Origin of the sequence: Actinoplanes sp. NPDC024001, assembly GCF_040638955.1 — a bacterium.
Taxonomy (GTDB): domain Bacteria; phylum Actinomycetota; class Actinomycetes; order Mycobacteriales; family Micromonosporaceae; genus Actinoplanes.
In genome coordinates this window covers 1-17,718 of sequence record NZ_JBEZZB010000193.1, presented here as the reverse complement: position 1 = coordinate 17,718, position 17,718 = coordinate 1, and the positions used below count along the sequence as shown (strand labels likewise).

16 protein-coding genes, 1 tRNA gene and 2 pseudogenes are annotated in these 17,718 nt (G+C 70.5%); 8 read left to right on the top strand and 11 right to left on the bottom strand.

Features of this window, described 5'->3' with window-relative positions; translation table 11 throughout:
- The 4 genes from AB0F81_RS44010 to AB0F81_RS43995 form a co-directional block, all read left to right on the top strand.
- On the top strand, positions 1–627 hold a 627-nt coding region (locus tag AB0F81_RS44010; RefSeq protein WP_360208865.1), incomplete at its 5' end, for an FHA domain-containing protein.
- A 13-nt stretch (positions 628–640) separates the two neighbouring features.
- Entirely contained in the window at positions 641–1,432 is a 792-nt protein-coding gene (locus tag AB0F81_RS44005; protein ID WP_360208862.1) for a protein kinase, read from the top strand.
- On the top strand, positions 1,429–3,417 hold the full coding sequence (locus tag AB0F81_RS44000; protein ID WP_360208859.1) for a cation:proton antiporter: 1,989 nt from the start codon (positions 1,429–1,431) through the stop codon (positions 3,415–3,417). Before AB0F81_RS44005 ends, AB0F81_RS44000 begins: the two co-directional genes overlap by 4 nt.
- Positions 3,414–5,288, top strand: coding sequence for a serine/threonine-protein kinase (locus tag AB0F81_RS43995; RefSeq protein WP_360208857.1), 1,875 nt, complete (start codon positions 3,414–3,416; stop codon positions 5,286–5,288). The genes AB0F81_RS44000 and AB0F81_RS43995 overlap by 4 nt, the downstream gene beginning before the upstream one ends.
- Before the next feature lie 422 nt (positions 5,289–5,710).
- Here the strand turns inward: AB0F81_RS43995 and AB0F81_RS43990 are convergent, their stop codons facing one another.
- On the bottom strand, positions 5,711–6,496 hold the full coding sequence (locus tag AB0F81_RS43990; RefSeq protein WP_360208855.1) for a DUF4231 domain-containing protein: 786 nt from the start codon (positions 6,494–6,496) through the stop codon (positions 5,711–5,713).
- Positions 6,497–7,326: 830 nt separating this feature from the next.
- Here AB0F81_RS43990 and AB0F81_RS43985 point away from each other — a divergent pair.
- Positions 7,327–7,845: a hypothetical protein gene (locus AB0F81_RS43985; RefSeq protein WP_360208852.1), complete on the top strand. Its 519-nt coding sequence runs from the start codon at positions 7,327–7,329 to the stop codon at positions 7,843–7,845.
- A gap of 199 nt (positions 7,846–8,044) precedes the next feature.
- Positions 8,045–8,878 (top strand): annotated as a pseudogene (locus AB0F81_RS43980) (LacI family DNA-binding transcriptional regulator); the annotation flags it as partial.
- 92 nt (positions 8,879–8,970) lie between these two features.
- On the opposite strand, the gene AB0F81_RS43975 reads toward AB0F81_RS43980, so the two are convergent.
- From AB0F81_RS43975 to cmk, 3 genes are all read right to left on the bottom strand, one after another.
- A tRNA-Pro gene (locus AB0F81_RS43975) sits at positions 8,971–9,047 on the bottom strand.
- Between the two features lie 51 nt (positions 9,048–9,098).
- Positions 9,099–10,535: a ribosome biogenesis GTPase Der gene (der, locus tag AB0F81_RS43970; RefSeq protein WP_360208849.1), complete on the bottom strand. Its 1,437-nt coding sequence runs from the start codon at positions 10,533–10,535 to the stop codon at positions 9,099–9,101.
- Entirely contained in the window at positions 10,532–11,212 is a 681-nt protein-coding gene (cmk, locus tag AB0F81_RS43965; protein ID WP_360208847.1) for a (d)CMP kinase, read from the bottom strand. The genes der and cmk overlap by 4 nt, the downstream gene beginning before the upstream one ends.
- A 117-nt stretch (positions 11,213–11,329) precedes the next feature.
- Here cmk and AB0F81_RS43960 point away from each other — a divergent pair, with 117 nt between their 5' ends.
- The gene (locus tag AB0F81_RS43960) at positions 11,330–11,992 is read left to right on the top strand and encodes an enoyl-CoA hydratase-related protein (RefSeq protein ID WP_360208845.1); all 663 of its coding nucleotides are present in this window, start codon (positions 11,330–11,332) and stop codon (positions 11,990–11,992) included.
- 13 nt (positions 11,993–12,005) lie between these two features.
- On the opposite strand, the gene AB0F81_RS43955 is transcribed toward AB0F81_RS43960, so the two are convergent.
- The 6 genes from AB0F81_RS43955 to AB0F81_RS43930 all read right to left on the bottom strand — a co-directional run bounded on the left by AB0F81_RS43955 (position 12,006) and on the right by AB0F81_RS43930 (position 16,857).
- Positions 12,006–12,467 (bottom strand): MarR family transcriptional regulator, encoded by a 462-nt coding sequence (locus tag AB0F81_RS43955; RefSeq protein ID WP_360208842.1) that lies wholly within the window; start codon positions 12,465–12,467, stop codon positions 12,006–12,008.
- A 25-nt stretch (positions 12,468–12,492) separates the two neighbouring features.
- Positions 12,493–12,945, bottom strand: a complete 453-nt coding sequence (locus AB0F81_RS43950; protein WP_360208868.1) for a deaminase — start codon at positions 12,943–12,945, stop codon at positions 12,493–12,495.
- Between the two features lie 22 nt (positions 12,946–12,967).
- Positions 12,968–13,627 (bottom strand): GTP cyclohydrolase II, encoded by a 660-nt coding sequence (gene ribA / locus AB0F81_RS43945; RefSeq protein ID WP_360208839.1) that lies wholly within the window; start codon positions 13,625–13,627, stop codon positions 12,968–12,970.
- 578 nt (positions 13,628–14,205) lie between these two features.
- Complete coding sequence (locus AB0F81_RS43940) at positions 14,206–15,405, bottom strand: MFS transporter (protein WP_360208836.1); 1,200 nt, start codon at positions 15,403–15,405, stop codon at positions 14,206–14,208.
- Between the two features lie 65 nt (positions 15,406–15,470).
- Positions 15,471–15,923: an HIT domain-containing protein gene (locus tag AB0F81_RS43935; protein WP_360208834.1), complete on the bottom strand. Its 453-nt coding sequence runs from the start codon at positions 15,921–15,923 to the stop codon at positions 15,471–15,473.
- Positions 15,924–15,966: 43 nt separating this feature from the next.
- Positions 15,967–16,857, bottom strand: a complete 891-nt coding sequence (locus tag AB0F81_RS43930) for a DMT family transporter (RefSeq protein WP_360208830.1) — start codon at positions 16,855–16,857, stop codon at positions 15,967–15,969.
- Between the two features lie 252 nt (positions 16,858–17,109).
- On the opposite strand from AB0F81_RS43930, the gene AB0F81_RS43925 reads away from it, so the two are divergent.
- The gene (locus AB0F81_RS43925) at positions 17,110–17,535 is read left to right on the top strand and encodes an SgcJ/EcaC family oxidoreductase (protein ID WP_360208827.1); all 426 of its coding nucleotides are present in this window, start codon (positions 17,110–17,112) and stop codon (positions 17,533–17,535) included.
- Here AB0F81_RS43925 and AB0F81_RS43920 read toward each other — a convergent pair.
- Positions 17,525–17,718, bottom strand: a pseudogene (locus AB0F81_RS43920) (hypothetical protein); the annotation flags it as partial. The gene AB0F81_RS43925 and the pseudogene AB0F81_RS43920 sit on opposite strands and share 11 nt — an antisense overlap.

Below are 17,718 nucleotides of genomic sequence, written 5' to 3'. Positions count from 1 at the left end.
GTGGTCGCCGGCGCCGGGCTGCTCGCCGAACACACCCGCCCGGCGGTGGCCCCGCGGGTGCCGGACCGCGCGGCGCCGTTCGAGGCGGTCATTCTGCGGCCCGGCCACGCCGGTCCGCCCGCGCCCGCCGCCGTCGAGCCGGAAGCCGACACCCGGGTCCTGATCGAGGGGGTGCTCTGCCGCAACGAGCACTTCAACGACCCGCAGCTGCGCTACTGCCAGATCTGCGGCATCTCGATGGCCCAGGTGACGCAGGTGAGCCGGCTCGGTCCGCGGCCACCGCTGGGGTTGCTGCTGCTCGACGACGGCAGCACGCTGCGCCTGGACTTCGACTACGTGGCCGGGCGCGAGCCGGACCAGCATCCCGACGTCAGCGCACGCCGGGCCCGGCCGTTGCGGCTCACCGGCCCGGTCAGCGGGGTGTCGCGCCAGCACGTGCGCGTCGGCCTGACCGGCTGGCGGGTGGAGCTGACCGACCTGGGTTCCGCGAACGGCACGTACGTGCTGCCACCCGGCACCGAGCAGTCGGTGCGGCTCACCCCGGGCGAGCCGCTGCCCATCCGGCCCGGCACCCGGGTCGAGCTGGGCCGGCGCTGGTTCCGGTACGAGTCGCATCGCAATCCGTAGGGGAGACGAACCGGTGCAGGGCATCGCCGACTACGACTTCGTCCGGCCGCTGGGCTCGGGCAATCACGGGCAGTTCTTCCTGGCCCGCCGGCCGCGCCGGCTGCCGATCGACGCCGACCTCGTCGCGGTCAAGGTGCTCGCCGCCGAGTCGACCGAGGTCGCGTTCCGGCGGGCCACCCGGGAACTGGCGGCGTACGCCGCGGTCACCTCACCGCACCTGGTCGCCCCGATCGACGCCGGCCAGCAGGACGGCGTCTTCTTCTACTCGATGGAGTACGAACCGGCCGGCTCGCTGGCTGCCCCGGCCGTCCCGGTGCCGCCCGGACAGGGTCTGCGGGCCGTCGCGGACGCCGCCCGGGCCGCCGCGGCGCTGCACGACGCCGGAATCGTGCACCGCGACATCAAGCCCGGCAACGTCCTGCTGCACGGCACCGGCGGCCGGCTGTCCGACCTCGGCCTGGCGCAGATCTTCACCGAGGGAGTGACCGTCACCGGGATGGGCGGGCTCGACGCGGTCGAGTACGTGGACCCCGATCTCCTGCTCGGCGGCCCGCCCGGACCGGCGACCGACGTGTGGTCGCTCGGGGTCCTGATCCACCGCGTGACGACCGGCCGCGGTCTCTACGGCGAGATGCCGCAGACCGACGGGCTGCTCGCCCTGCGCCGGGTGCTGTCCACCAGCCCGCAGCTCGACCCCGCCCTGCCCGGACCGGTCGCCGAACTGATCCGCGACTGTCTGGGCGAGGCGCCCGAGCGGCCGTCCGCGGCCGTGGTGGCGGCCCGGCTCGACGCCGTCGCGTCATGACCGCGCACCAGGTCGGCCAGCTCCTGCTGGGGCTGGCCGTGGTCATCGTGCTGGCCCGGGTGCTCGGCGCCGCGGCGAAACGGATCGGGCAGCCACCGGTGGTCGGGGAGATCCTCGCCGGCATCCTGATCGGCCCGACCCTGTTCGGCCACCTGATCAGCGATCGGCTGTTTCCGGCCGAGATCCTCCCGGCCCTCGCCGGACTGGCCAACGTCGGCCTGGTGCTGTTCATGTTCATCGTCGGCTACGAGCTCGACGACCGCCTGGTCCGCGGCCGGCAACGGGTGGCGGTGAGCATCTCGGTCGGCTCGGTGCTGGCCCCGCTCGCCTTCGGGGTGCTGCTCGCCCTCTGGCTGGCCGGCCGGCACGACGTCACCGACGTGCTGCCGTTCGCGCTGTTCATCGGCGCGGCGATGGCGGTCACCGCGTTCCCGGTGCTGGCCCGGATCGTGGCCGACCGTGGGCTGATGCGCACCGAAGTGGGTGGGCTGGCCCTGGCGAGCGCCGCCGTCGACGACGTGCTCGCCTGGTCACTGCTGGCCGTGGTGGTCGCGGTCGGCGCCGCTGACGGTGGCGCGCCCTGGCAGCTGATCTTCGCGGTGCCCTACCTCGCCGCCATGTTCCTGCTGGTCCGGCCGCTGCTGCGGCGGCTGCTGGCAGCCCGGGACCGGGCCGGCCGGCTGACGCCGGACGTCCTCGCGGTGATCCTGGTCGGGTTGCTGCTGTCCTGCTACGCCACCGAGCAGATCGGGTTGCACGCCATCTTCGGCGCGTTCGTGTTCGGCGCGGTGATGCCCCGGGTGGGTGGCGACACGCTGCGCCACGAGATCCTGGAACGACTGGAACAGGTCAGCGTCCTGCTGCTGCTCCCGATGTTCTTCGTGATCGCCGGCCTGCAGGTCGACCTGTCCACCATCGACCTGTCGGCGCTGACCGAGCTTGCCCTGATCCTGCTCACCGCGATCGGCGGGAAGTTCGCCGGCGCGTACGCGGGGGCCCGCCTCAACCGGATCGGCAACCGGCAGGCCGGGGCGATCGCCACCCTGATGAACACCCGCGGCCTCACCGAGATCGTCATCCTCACCGTGGGACTGCAACTGGGCATCCTCGACGGCCAGCTGTTCTCCATGATGGTGGTGATGGCGCTGGTCACCACGGCGATGGCCGGACCGCTGCTGGCCTGGATCTACCCCCGGCGGCTGGCCGAGGCGGACATCGCCCGGGCCGAGCGGGCCCTGGTGGCGGACGCGGCCGGGTTCCGGGTCCTGGCCGTCGTCCCGCCCGGCGCGGCGGCGGCCGGCCTGGTGGACCTCGCCGCCGACCTGGCCGGGCCGGCCCGGCCGGCCACCGTGGCGCTGGCCCGCCTGGTCCCGTACGCGACGTCGCCGCTGGAAGTGGGCAGCGGCCACTCGGCGAACCTGGTGGCGATGAACACCACGATGGCCGAGCTGGCCGCCCTGGCCCGCCCGCTGGTCGCCCGCGGGCTCGCCGCGCCGGTGGTGACCCGGTTCAGCGCCGGCCCGGCCGCCGACCTCGCCGAGCTGGTCCGCAGCGGCGAACCCGACGTCGTCGTGCTGACCGAGCCCGTCGCGATGCCGGAAGACGTGACGGTGGGGCAGGTGACGGTGTCGGCGCCGCCGGAGCGGTTCGACACGGTGCTGGCCCGCGTCGCCGTGGCTGCGGACGCCCCGTCGGTGCTGCGGGTCGCCGTGGCGCTCGCCCTCGCCCGGCAGGTGCCGCTGGTCATCGAGGCCGGGACGCGTCCGCCGCGTGCGGTGACGGCTGCGGTGCGTGAGCTGGCCCGCCGCGGGGTGCCGGCCGGCCTCGGTGCCGCCCCGGACGGCGTGACTTTGATCGTTGCCGACAGCGCGAGCGAGCGGGCGCACGTTATCGTGCGGGCCGGATGGGAGCGGTCCGAGCCGGCGCGATGGATCGAGCGTCTGCTCGTCCCGGGCACGGCAGTGACAACAGTGGAGGCGACATGACCGGGTTGGGCCAGGCCCTGCGGTCCGGGGATCCGCGGCAGGTGGGCCCGTACCAGCTGATCGGCCGACTCGGCGAAGGCGGCATGGGCTGCGTCTATCTGGCCACGGACCAGGCCGGGCGGAAGGTCGCCGTCAAGATCATTCGCTCTGACCTGGCCCACCAGCACGAGTTCCGCAGCCGGTTCCGCAGCGAGGTCGAGCGGGCCCGCGACGTTCCGCCGTTCTGCACCGCCGAAGTGCTCGACGCCGACCCCGACCACGAGACGCCGTACCTGGTCGTCGAGTACGTCGACGGGCCCAGCCTGGCCGCGGTCGTCGCTGAGCAGGGCCCGCTCACCCCGGGCAACCTGCACGGCGTCGCGATCGGGGTGGCCACCGCGCTGACCGCGATCCACGGCGCCGGCGTCATTCACCGCGACCTCAAGCCGAGCAACGTGCTGCTCGCCCCCGGCAGCCCCAAGGTGATCGACTTCGGGATCGCGCGGGCGGTGCAGGCGGCGGACGGCCCGACGCGCACCGACCAGATGGTCGGCACGGTCACGTACATGGCGCCCGAGCGGCTCGAACCGGGGGCGCGGCACACCGTCACGCCGGCGGCGGACATCTTCGCGTGGGGGGCCGTGGTGGCGTACGCGGGCACCGGCCGCACCCCGTTCGCGGCCGACATGCCGCACATCGTCGCGGTGCGCATTCTCACCGGCGAGCCCGACCTGGACGGCCTGGCCGAGCCGCTGCGCGGCCTGGTCGAGCAGGCCCTGGCCAAGGACCCGGCGCAGCGGCCGACCGCCCGCGAGGTGCTGGACCGGCTGCTCACCATGACACCGAACCGGGCCGGCAGCCCGGCCGCGGTGCTCGACCGGCAGCCCGCGCTGCGGGAGGCGGTCGCCGAGGCGCGCGCCTCCACCGACATGCACCAGATCCACCAACCGCCCGGGCAGGCCACCACCCGGTTCCACGCGCACGGCTCGGTGGGGCCCGTGCAACAGCCGGCCGCGGAGGCGGCCGGCAGCCCGATGGCGGCCGAGGACCCCCAGATCACGGTGCGGGTCTTGCCGGCCCAGCGGACGCAGCCGGCCCAGCCGGCCCAGCCGTCTCCTCCGGCTCCTCCGGCTCCTGTGGCGACGACGTACATGCCGCACCGGCCGAAGCGGCGCTCCTGGGGACGTCCGGTGATCGCCGCCGTCGCGGTGCTCGCGATGCTGCTGGTCGCCGGGGTCGCCTACGGCAACATCCGGCTGCCCTGGGAATCGGGCGGCAACGGCACCACGGCCGGGCCGTCGACCGAGCCCTCGGCTGCCGGCGCGGTCACGCCGCTGCTCGTCGACGCCCTCACCACCAAAGGCGGCGACTGGACGTCAGAGTCGAACGACACCGAGAAGGCCACCTGCGACATCGACGACGGGCTCGTGGTGGAGAAGTTGAAAGCCGGCACGTTCCGCTGCCCGGGCACCCGCCGCATCTTCAGCGACTTCGCGGCCACCGTGAAGGTGACCCTGCACAACCCGGCCAGCTGCGCCGGGGTGTGGCTGCGGTTCGAGAACCACGACGGCCTCCCGGACGACGGCGGCTACCTGCTGCAGATCTGCGCCGAGAACACCACGCTGCTGCTGCACGGCGTCCCGCAGCCGGGCGACCTGAAGAAGCAGAAGACGTTCCGCCACCCCGCACCGGCCGGGCCGAACAAGCCGGTGACGGTGGGCATCACCGCCGAGGGCAAGCAGCTGACCCTCACCCGCGACGGCGACGAGATCGGCCGCTGGGACGGAGCGAGCTACGAGTCAGGCCGTTTCGTGCTCGGCATCACCGGCAAGACGTCCGCAAAGCCGCCGTTCCGCGTGTCCTTCCGCGACCTGACGATCAACCCAATCTGACGCCCGCGGCGATGGTGCTCAGTGGAGACCTTTGACGGCGGCGTCGGTGAGCGCATGCCGTCGACGGCCAGACCCTGGTTGAGCTGGGCAAATAGGCCGTTCAGCGCCGGCGCGAGCGTAGAACGGCCACCGCAACGGGTGCAGCTCACACCGATCAGCGAAGAGTCGGACTGGCTACTTCCGGCGCCAGACAGCGTGATGCGAGAAACCTGCGACTGTCGCGGCGAGAGCTGACACGACAGAACCAGTAATGCCAACCCTGCCATCAGCACCGAATATTGAAGCATAACCATGACCAACGCGGTGGCGCCACTAAGGATGACGCCTGCCAATGACAGCGGCCTCATCTGATCCCTTACCACAACGGGACGACGCCCTCCGGTCGGCCGGCTCAGGTTCGCCTGGAATAGTCGTGCGGAGAATCAAGCACGGTCTTCAGTCTTGCCTGACGATTGCTCCAACTGGAGTTCACGCTTCCTCTGCTCCTCTCGGAGGCGCTCGACGTTCTTGGCGAACCGGCGAAGACGAGAAGCTTCGTCAGTGTCATTCTCGTAGTCGTCAAGGCGAAACTGAGAGGCGTTGTAGTTCCGTTCGATCTCGTCGGCCGTCGACTGCAGGTTGTAGCTACGCTCCCGAAACTTGAAGTACGCCGCAAGTCCGGCAGTTACGCTGACCGTTGTAGTGAGTGCGGTCGCCACCCAACCAAGAGGGTGCCCCTCAGCGAGCAATGCCGTTGTGGTTGAAGCAGCGATTGATCCGACGATTACGACCGCTTGGTTGAGATTGTGAATTCGGCGATTCCGACCCGCTCGGGTCCGGAACTGATTGACCACGTCCTGGGATGCTTCGCGGTATATCCGGAGCGATTGCACGGACTCCAGCTCAATTTTTGTCGCTGCAGTTTGTCGATCGTGTCCCAGGTTGCGCACGTCGAGATCCAGGCCGACTATGTCGCGGCGGACTCTGATGAGCTGCCTACCCCCAACAACACATAGGATCAACAGCGCCAGCAAACCGACATAACGCGTTAATATAGGCTGATCTCGCCACAGGCCGATAGCTACGGAATACGCAAGGAGGAACGCTAGCGTTGCGCCACACAGCAGAATCAACCAGTAAGCCGTACGGGTCGATTTAGCCTGCCTCAATCTATCTGAGGCTAGCTCATAATCCTTGGTAACTGCCCTGTAGCGCTCTTGGGCATCCACGGAACGCTGTTCCCCTGGACTGCTCATTCCGCTCCGTAATCGAAAGGATACGTTCAGCTAAAAGCGAATCTTCATTCGGGCCTCAAGGGCCGTCCAGAGCTTTGTCGCATTGACGTCTGTTACTTGCAAGAGGCGCAAGTCTATGAATCCACGTTACGGATCGGCTTCACCAGCAGCCTCATCGCATGGCGTCCGCTCGCGATCACCGCTTACGCGCGACCAGCGGTCAAGGTGCGCTACCGCTGGCACTACTTGACTCTTCTGGTCCTCAGGAACGCGGATGAGGCTGGTCCAAGATTCAGACCAGCCTCGTGAACTGCGGAAACACTTCGTCGGGCTGACAGGATTTGAACCTGCGACCCCTTGACCCCCAGCATGGTCAACATCTCCGCTTGACCAGTACATGCGTACCAACCGCCTGCTCAATGTTGGTGGTGTTCATGGCTCTGAGATGGCTTCTGGCGGGCTGGAGGACAAGATCGTCTCCCAGAATTCTCCCCACGATCGAAGACAGGGTGGTGGAGCTGGTGGCATCCCGTCGCGCAGGCATCGCCCCGCTGGGCCGTGGCCGGCTGGCCCAGGTGGAGCACCCCACCGGACGAACGACCTGGGCCAGCCGGCCACGGTCTGGCTGCCTCCGGTGCGCGGCGAGAGGCCGCCGGATCTTGGCATCCCGGAGCCGCCCGGGTCCAGGGCTGGAAGCCCTGGCCGCCGGAGGCCTGATCCGGGTCGTAGGGCCGGAGGCCCTGCCCGCCGGAGGCGAGGTACCCACCTGCGACAGGGAGTGCGCTACGTTCGCGCTCACCGTCCTTGCAGGCTTGGAGGCATCGATGATCGGCGACCTCTCCTTCTGGCTCGGCCTCGCACTTGCGATCCCCGTCGGACTTGGGGTCAACCTTATGACGCCCGCGGCAGCGCGACAGCTGAGCCAATACAGCGCCCGCGCACGCAGGAGAGTCGCGCAGGCCACGGAGGACGAAGCAGAACTCGTCGATTGGCTCGCGCAGAACCGTGAAGCCTTCATCTTCTTTGAAGTCCGCTTCAGGGAGGGTGAGGTGGTCAGAACTTTGACTGTTGTATTTGCCTTCGTGGCAGGTGTCTTAATGACGTCGGTAGCCGGCGAGGTTGCTCTTGGCTACTCGCTCCTTCTGATCGGGATGATAACCGTCCTACTTATAAAACGGGCAAACAGCCGATATCACCGAATTAGAAGGCCAGTTATGCGGCGCCTCGGATGGCCTAACGAGGTGTACGCCTCTCCGAGAGCCGCCGCTCATGACTTGCGACAGTTGCGTGACGCAAGCGAACGTGTGGCCGACAAACAACGACGGGCAGACGGCCAAAGCTAGCTCTCTTGGGCACTAACAGCATGAAGCCCCGGTCCATCCGTCGCGGATGGACCGGGGCTTCGTCGTGTTCGCCTGAGTTATGCATCAGCGCGGCCGGGGCCGGCGCGGAGCCGAAGGCGGCAGCGCCGTGCCCCGAAGCCGCGCCTTGAAGATGTAGAGAAAGTTCTCACCGAAGCATCCGGTGGGGCGTGTCCGGTGCTACGTGCGACCCTCGATGCTGCGGGTGGAGTGGCAGCTCTACGAGTTGGACAGCGGCGTGTTCCACCGTTGCCCGCCCAAGGACGACTCGTACCGCAACGTCAACATTCCCGCCTGGCTCGGCGCTCTGATCAGCGATCATGTCGGCCGGGCGGTGTCGCGACCGTGCGAGTGCCATGGACTCCGGTACGTCTTCCGGGGCTATCGGACGCAGAACCACGGCGCGCAGCGGACTGGCCCGCGGCTCGCCGACGTCGCGCGCGCTGCCGGGGTGTCGACCGGCACCGTGTCGAACGTCCTCAACCGACCCGAAGCCGTCAGCGGGGCGGTGCGGCAAGCCGTGCGGGACGCTATCGCCGCCCTGGGCTACGAGCGATCTGACGTCGGCGGCGCGGCGGCGCACTACCGGCGTAACGGGTTCGCCACCTGGTTGTTCCAGCCTGCGGCGACCGGCCGGTACCCGGCGAAGGCCCCGAAGCCGGTGCGGCCGGTGCCGCTGTCGGCGCAGCCCTGGCCGGGCGTCCCTCTTCGTGGTCGGGGTGCGTTGGCGCGGGCGGACGCCTGCTGGCTGCCGGTCGCTCCGGGGCTTACGCCGCATGGTCTGCGGCACACGTACAAGACGCTGATGCTGGAACTCGGTACCCCGTCACCCTTGATGGACGACCAGATGGGGCATACGGACGGTTCGGTGCAGGCACGGTACGCGCATGCGACTGCCGACATGGTGGCGCGGCTGCTCGACGGACTGACGGGTGCGTGGGAGAACGCTCTGGACGCGCGTCGGCGGTTGTCTCCCGGCTCGCCGGTAGCGGTTCTGGACCGGCTACTCCGGGAAGAGATCGTCTCCCAGATTTCTCCCAACGGAGGTCGACAAACAGAAAGAGCCGGTCCGCGTCTCCGCGATACCGGCTCTGACCTGCTGATTTATGGTCGGGCTGACAGGATTTGAACCTGCGACCCCTTGACCCCCAGTCAAGTGCGCTACCAAGCTGCGCTACAGCCCGATCCCGCCCCGAACCCCAGCCCGGCGCGACATCTCCTAAAGACTACCAACCTCAGCCGTGGGCCTTCCCGCGACCCCCCGGCCCGGTCTTCTTCCTCGGCTTCACCGAGATCTCCACCGGCGACCCCTCGAAACCGAACTCCTCGCGCAGCTTGCGCTCGATGAACCGCAGGTATCCGGCGTCGAACGGGCCCGTCGTGAAGAGCACGAACCTGGGCGGTGCGACCCCGGCCTGGGTCGCGAACAGGACGCGCGGGGCCCGGCCGCCGCGCACCGGGTGCGGGGTTGCCTGGGTCAGTGCGGTCAGCCACTGGTTCAGGGCGCCGGTCGGGATGCGCTGCTCCCAGGAGGCGAGGGCGCGGCGGATCGCGGGGGCCAGCTTGTCGACTGCCCGGCCGGTCTTCGCCGAGATGTTGACGCGCACCGCCCAGGTCACCCGCTTGAGGTCCCGGTCGATCTCTTTGTCCAGGTAGAACCGGCGGTCGGCGTCGACCAGGTCCCACTTGTTGAAGGCGATCACCAGGGCCCGGCCGGACTCGATCACCTGGGTGATCACCCGCTGGTCCTGCTCGCTGATCACCTCGCCGGAGTCGAGCAGGACGACGGCGACCTCCGCCGCTTCCACCGCGCCGGCGGTGCGCAGGGAGGCGTAGTACTCCGTGCCGGAGGCCTGGTGGACTCGCTTGCGCAGGCCGGCGGTGTCGACGAACTGCCACACCTCGCCGTCCATCTCGACCAGGCTGTCGACCGGGTCGACGGTGGTGCCGGCCACCGAGTCGACGACCGCTCGCTCTTCCCGGGCGAGGCGGTTGAGCAGGGACGACTTGCCGACGTTGGGGCGGCCGACCAGGGCGACCCGGCGCGGGCCGCGCGGGCCGCCCTCGGTCACCGGCGGGGTGGGCGGCAGCGCGGCCAGGATGTCGTCGAGCAGGTCGCCGGATCCGCGGCCGTGCAGCGCCGAGATGGTGTGGGGCTCGCCGAGGCCGAGCGACCACAGCGACACCGCTTCGAGTTCCAGGTTCTGGTTGTCGGCCTTGTTGGCGACCAGGATGACCGGCTTGTGGCTGCGGCGCAGCATCTTGACGGCGGCCTCGTCCACGTCGGTGGCGCCCACGGTCACGTCGACCACGAACACCACCACGTCGGCGGTCTGCACCGCGATCTCGGCCTGGTTGGCGATGGCCGCGGCCCGGTCGCGGGCGTCCGGTTCCCAGCCGCCGGTGTCGACGACGGTGAACCGGCGGCCGTTCCACTGAGCGTCGTACGGCACGCGGTCGCGCGTCACGCCCGGCACGTCCTCGACCACCGCCTGACGACGGCCGATGATCCGGTTGACCAGCGTCGACTTGCCGACGTTGGGGCGGCCGACGACGGCCACCACGGGAACCGGGCCGGAGAACTCCTCCGCGGCGGAGGAGTCGGGAGAGTCGGAAAAGTCGAAACCACCCTCGAAGTCGTTGAGGTCGAGGCCGGCGGGAAGCTCAGTCACTTACTTACCTTGCTGTTGAGCAGTGCGAGAAGGTGCGCGACGACCTCGTCGATCCCCATGCCGGTGGTGTCCACCTCGATGGCGTCGGAGGCCTGCCGGAGCGGGTCGACCGCCCGGCTGGAGTCGAGCTTGTCACGGCGGGCCAGGTCGGCCTCGGTGGCGGCGACGTCGGTGGCGTCCTCCGCGCTGCGCCGGACGGCGCGGGCGGCGGCGGACGCGGTCAGGTAGACCTTCAGGTCGGCGTCGGGTGCGACGACGGAGGCGATGTCGCGGCCCTCGACGACGATCCGCGGGTGCGAGGCGATGATCGCCTGCTGCAGCGCGACCAGGTGTTTGCGCACCGCGGGGACGGCCGCGACGGCGGAGACCGCTGCGGTGACCTCCGGCCCGCGGATGGGTGCGTCGACGTTGGTGCCGTTCGCCGCGAAATGCGGGGCGCCGGGGTCGGTGCCGATCGACAGCTCGGTCTCGAGGGCGATCTTCGCGATCGCCTCCGGGTCGGCCAGGTCGACGCCGGCCTGCAGGACCGCCCAGGTCACCGCCCGGTACATGGCGCCGGTGTCGAGGTAGACCCCCTCGACGGTGGCAGCGAGCCGCCGGGAGACGGTGGACTTGCCCGAGCCGGACGGCCCGTCGACGGCCACCACGCACTTCTCCGGCCGTTCCTGAAGAGCCACCGTTCCTCCAACCGTCCCCAGAACACCAACCCTCCCATTGTGCCCGCTGGCGCAGTCATCGACGAACGGGGGCAGCATCCGCTATGTTACCCGTGAGTAACTAAGGAGGTTGCCGCAATGCCGCAGCTCGACCGCCACGACGACGTCTACGTCCTTCATCTCGGTGACACCGAGAACCGCTTCCACCCCGACCGGATCGCCGCCCTCAACGCCCTGCTGGACGAGGTCGAGCAGGCCACCAAGCCGGCCGCCCTGGTCACCACGGCCACCGGCAAGCACTACAGCCTCGGCCTCGACCTCGACTGGCTCGCCACACACCCGGATCAGCGCGTGGCGTACGCCAAGTCCGTACATGAATTGCTCGCCCGCATGCTGACCCTGCCGATGGTGACCGTCGCTGCCCTGCAGGGGCACGTCTTCGCCGGAGGCGCGATGTTCTCGCTGGCGCACGACCTGCGGGTGATGCGCGCGGACCGCGGGTTCTGGTGTCTGCCGGAGGCAGACATCGATCTGCCCTTCACACCCGGCATGAGTGCGCTGATCCAGGCCCGTCTCACCCCGCAGGCCGCGCACGAGGCGATGGTCACCGCTCGCCGCTACGGCGGCGGCGAGGCCGCCGAGCGCGGCATCGTCGACCAGGCGGTCAGCGAGGACGAGGTGCTGAGCACGGCGATCTCCCTCGCCCAGGCTCAGGCCGGCAAGGCCGGGCACGCGCTGCGGGTGATCAAAACCCGCCTCTACCCCGGCGTCCTCGACGCCCTCGCGCTCTCCACGATTTGATTCGGTACGCCGGTCAGCCGCCCTGATGCAGGGTCGGCAGCAGTTTCGCGGTGATCGCGCCGAGACAGGCCACGTCGTCGTCGCTGAGGTGGTCGAAGACCAGCCGGCGGACCTCGGCGACGTGGCCGGGCGCGGCCGCCTCCAGCGCGGCCATGCCGGCGTCGGTCAGGCAGGCGATCTGGCCGCGCTTGTCGCTGCGGCAGGCGTGCCGCTGGACCCAGCCGCGCTGCTCCAGGCTGGCGACCGCGTGCGACAGCCGGCTGGTGGTGCTGCCGACCACCCGGGCCAGGTCGGTCATCCGCATCGATCGGCCCGGCTCCTGGCTGAGCATGGCCAGGATCTGGTAGTAGGCGTGTGGGATCCCGGTGTCCTCCCGCAGCTGCCGGTCCAGCGCGGCGGGCAGCCGCATCAGAACCTGGGCGACGTTCACCCAGGTCTCCTGCTCCTCGCGGGTCAGCCAGCGCGTGTCGGTCACCACATCATCCTCGCCGATGTACTGATCAGGGCGCGACAGCGGGCGTGAGCACGTGCGCGTTGATATCCCGGACGTGCCGGGCCAGACCGCTCAGCTCGACGACCTCCACACCGTGGCGGCGCAGGGTCTCCACGCCGTCGCAGTCGGCGAACAGCAGCGGCTCGCGCAGGGCCAGCACGACCCGGCGGATCCCGGCGTCGAGCACCAGGCTCGTGCACGAGGCCGGACGGGAGCGGCGCGTCGTGCACGGCTCCAGCGACGTGTAGATCGTCGCGCGCGACAGGTCCACACCCGGCAGCTTGGCGAGCGCGACCTCCTCCGCGTGGTGGGCGGGATCGGTCTCGCCGGTGTATCCGGTGGCCAGCACGCTCCCGTCGTGGTCGACGACGACCGCGCCCACCGCATAGCGCGTCGGCACCAGCGGCGCGGTGCGCGAGACGGTGATCGCGGCGTGCATCCAGTCCACGTCGGAGACCATGCGCACGGCGGTCGAACCCATCTCAGCCGGCCAGCGGAAGGTCGAGCGTGTGGGCGGTGTGGTCACGCTTGGCGGTCAGGTATCGGGCGTTCGCCTCGGACAGGTGCACCGCGGTCGGGATCCGCTCCGCCACCTCGATGCCGAGCCCCGTCAGCTGAGCCGCCTTGTCCGGGTTGTTGCTCAGCAGCCGGATCCGCTCCGCACCGAGCGCCACCAGCATCTGCGCGGCGGCCGTGTAGTCGCGCTCGTCCTCACCGTGCCCGAGCGCCAGGTTGGCCTGGTAGGTGTCGAGCCCGGTGTCCTGCAGCGCGTAGGCGTCCAGCTTCGCGTAGAGCCCGATGCCGCGACCCTCCTGCCGCAGGTAGAGCAGGAACCCGCCGGTCTCGCTGATCCGCTCGACGGCCTCGCGCAGTTGCGGCCCGCAGTCGCACCGCTCACTGCCGAACACGTCGCCGGTCAGGCACTCGCTGTGCGGCCGCACCAGCGGCGCCGGCCCGCCCAGCGCCGACGCGGCGAGCGCCGCCCGCCAGTCACCGAGCGCCAGGGCCAGATGCTCCCGGCCGTCCGCCAGCCCGCTGAAGGTGTGCACCTCGGCGCTGGTGGCGAACCCGTCCGGGAACCGCAACGGCACGACGACCCGGGTGCGCACCCTGGCCAGCGGTGTTCCCAGCGCGATCGTCATACCCATCCCCCAGTTGTTGAAGCTTCACCAAGCATCGTCCGCCGATGTTGAAACTTCAAGAACGATTACGGTGGCGAACACCACCCTCTTCCCGGCCCAGGCAATCGGCAGCGGCCCGGCACAACCCAAGAACTCTCGTCGTACGAGCCTGTCGGGTCCCCAAATGCAACTACCCATGCACCGGCTCTCCGCGCGCGCACCCACTCCCTCAAGGCCCCACCGCGACCGCCGGGCTGATGCGTTCCCTCACCCCTACCCCGCCACCAGGCAACACACCTCGGCTTACGCGCGAGGCCCACGGCCGGCTGGGCAGGGCCGTAGCCCATGCGGGTAACGGGCCCCGCCGTCGCCCGCACGACCTACAGCCGGGCGAGTCGGGCCGTCGGCCGTGCGGGTAATAGGGGCCGCCGTTGCCCGCGTGAGCTACGGCCCGGTGGACAGCAGGCCGGTCGGCCCGGGGGTTGAGGGCGGACGGGCTGGCGGGCGGCGGGGGCGGACGGGCTGGCGGACGGGCGGGCGCAGCGGGCCCGGGTGGGACGGTGGCGACGGGAGCGTTGGCGCGAGGTGGGGGCGCGGGGTCAGTGGTGGGGGACGGAGTCGCGGGCTGGGGTGGGGCGGCGGCGGGTGGAGAGGACCGGCTCCAGCAGGACGGCGACCAGGGCGGCCAGCGTCAGGGCCGCGCCCGCCAGCGGGGTGCTCCGGACGCCGGCGGCGTCCACCAGGACGCTGCCGAGCAGGGCGCCTCCGGTGATGCCCACGTTGAAGGCGGTCGAGGTGCCGGCGGAGGCCATGTCGGAGCTGCTCGGGGCGGTCTCCAGGGCGCGCACGCCCAGACCTGCGGCCATCCCGGCCAGGGCGAAACCGGAGAGGGCCAGCGTCACCACGGTGGCGGCCCGGGAATCGCCGAAGGCCCACTGGGCGGTCAGCGCCAGCGTCTGGATGCTGATGAAGGCGACCATGGTCAGCCAGCCGTTGCGGCCCACCACCCAGCCGGCGACGAATACGCCGATCAGGCCGGCCAGGCCGCGGACGAAGAGCAGGGGGCCGACGCCGGATTCGGCGAAGCCGCTGACCTCGGTGGCGAACGGGCTGACATAGGTGAACATGGTGAAAGAGCCGCCCACGGCGAGGGCCGTGTAGACGACGAGGGTCCAGTAACGGCCGGCGTCGGGGGCTGAGCCCCGGGCGGTCTCCCGTTCGCCGGCGGGGGCGCTCGGCATCAAGGCGATCAGGGTGAGCAGGATCAGGACACTTACGGCGCTGAGCACGAGGAAAGCGATCCGCCACGAGGTCTGCTGACCCAGCCAGGTGCCGAGGGGCACACCGGCGAGGGCGCCCACCGAGCTTCCGGCGTACAGGATCGACAGTGCTCGCGGGCGCACCTGCGCGCGGAAGAGGGCCGCGGTGGCCGGGGTGATGACCGCCCAGAAGATCGCCTGGCTGAGGGCGGTGACGACCCTGGCCGCCATCAGCGGCCAGTAGCCGTCGAGGAACGCGCACAGCGCGTTCGAGACGGCGAACACCGCGAGCAGGGCGCACAACAGCCGCTTGCGCGGGAAGCGCTGGGTGACTTTCGTCAGCGGTACGGAGGCGACGACCACGACCAGCCCGTAGACGGTGACGAGCAGGCCGACGGCGGAAACCGTCCGGTTCAGGTCGTCGGCGATCAGTGGGAGCAGACCGATCGGCAGGGTCTCGGCGGTCACGTAGGTGAACGTGGAGAGCGACAGCGCGATGAGCGACAGAACCGCCGGGGCGCCGCCGAGCCGGGATCTCATGGCCCTCCCCTTACCCCACTGGGAATGCGGGAAAGCCGGAAGGTGCCTCGCTGAACGCGTACGGCTCAGAGGAGAGCTCGCACCGCGGCCGCGTCGGCGCGCCACCGGCTCTCGTCGAGCAGAGGTGGCGTGGTGGCCGGCAGCGGGCCGCCGTCGCCGGCGTCGTCGGGGTATCGGGCGGTGACGTGCGTGTGCAGGTGGGGTTCCCAGTTGCCCATGGTCAGGTAGTTCATCTTCACCGGGCGGAAGCAGTCGCGGATGGCCCGGGCGACGAGGATGACCTCACGGTGGTACTGGTCCGCCTCGCCGACGGTCAGGTCCATCGGCTCGACGATGTGCCGGCCGCGCCAGACGACGATCGCGTAACCGCGGACGAAGGCGCGGCGGGCGAAGTAGGCGTCGGTGACCTGGCCGGAGAAGACGCGTAACCCGAACTCGATCTCGTCGGGGCGCCCGTGGGCACACCATCGGCAGTCGTCGCCGGCCACTCGGGCCGCCCAGTTCCCCGCCCACGCCACGATGCCCGACGCTAGACGACGATTACGCTGCGCGCTGCCCCGCTCACCGCAGGGCGGGCTCGCGGACCGGGCGCGGGCGGCTGCGGGAGACGGCCACGCCGGCCAGGCAGAGCGCGCCGCCGGCCAGGGTGAGCAGGCCGGGGACCTCGCCGAGGATCAGCCAGGACAGGATCACCACCACCACGGGCACGGCGTAGGTGGTCGATCCCATCTTGCCGGCGGTCGTGCGGGCCAGCGCGTAGGCCCAGGTGGTGAACGCGATCGCGGTCGGGAAGACGCCCAGGTAGACGACGTTCAGGGTGATGTGCAGCGGCGCCCGTGCGACGTCCGAGATCAGCTGGCCGGCGAACGGCAGACAGGCGACGGCGCCGATCAGGCAGCCGAACGTGGTGGCCTGCAACGCGCTGGCGTGCCGCAGCGCCGGTTTCTGCGCGACCACCCCGGCGGCGTAGGTGACCGCCGCGACCAGGCAGAGCAGCACCCCGAGCACCGAGGCGTGACCGCCGTCGGACATCGAGAAGCCGACCACGACCGTGCCGGCGAACGACACCGCGATGCCGGCGAGCAGCCGGGGCGGGAAACCCTCGTGCAGCAGCCAGCCGGCGAGCAGCGCCATCACGGCCGGGCCGACGTTGACCACCATCGCCGCGGTGCCGGCGTCGACGAGCTGCTCACCCCAGTTGAGGGCGACCATGTAGACGCCGAACCAGAGCACGCCGGAGACGACGATGCCGGGCCAGGCGGCGCGCGGCGGCAGGCCCTGCCGCCGGACGGCCAGGAAGATCAGCAGGGTGAGCGCGCCGGCGAGGAGCCGGCCGAGAGCGAGCGAGCCGGGGTGAAAGTGCGGTGCGGCGGCGCGGATGCCGACGAAGGCCGACGCCCAGAGGACGACGGTGACGGTGGCGGCGGCGATCGCGCTGCGCGAGCTGAACATGCACCTACCCAACCGTGGCCCCCACCCCGGCGGCTAGCGAGTTTCGGACCTGGCGTTCATGAAGACATCCTCATCGCGTTCTCATCCTGGGGTCACCAGCGGTCGGCACCGTTGATCTCGTGCGTGTGATGGCGATGGAGTACGCGGTGGCGAACGCGGCGCCGCTGCTGCGCGACGCCGCTGAACGGGCACTGAGGTTGATCGTGCTCGGCGCGGCTATCGCAGCCCGGTAACGGGGTACACAACCGGCGCATGGATGCTGAAGCGGAACTGCGAGCCCTGGTCGACGAGCGCGTCGCCGCCGTGGCCGCCAAGGACCCGAAACCCCTCGCGTCGCGCAACCACCCCGACGTGATCACGTACAACCTGCTGCCGCCGCTGCACGCGCGCGGCAGCAGCGCCGTCGAAACCGCCACCCAGGCGTGGTTCGACACCTACGCGACCGACATCGGCTACGAGGTGCGGGACCTGCACGTGCGAGCGAACGGTGACGTCGGCTTCTGCTCGTTCCTCTACCACGTCGCCGGCACGCTCAAGACCGGCGGCGTGGTGGACATGTGGGTGCGCGCGACGCTCGGCTGCGTGCGGGAGAACGGCCGGTGGCTGATCGTGCACGACCACGAGTCGGTGCCGTTCGACCCGGCCACCGGGCAGGCGCTGCTCAGCCTCACGCCCTGACCAGACCGGCGTCCACGATCGCGTCGACGAACGCGGCCCGCACCGCGTACCGGGTGATGCCCCACCGCTTCTCGGTGCGGGCCATCGCCGCCCGGATCTCGCCGGGGGTGCCGATCAGCGCGAACGGCGCCGCCAGCAGCTCCGCCGCCGGCATGCCGAGCCGCTCGGCGTGCGGCGCGGCCG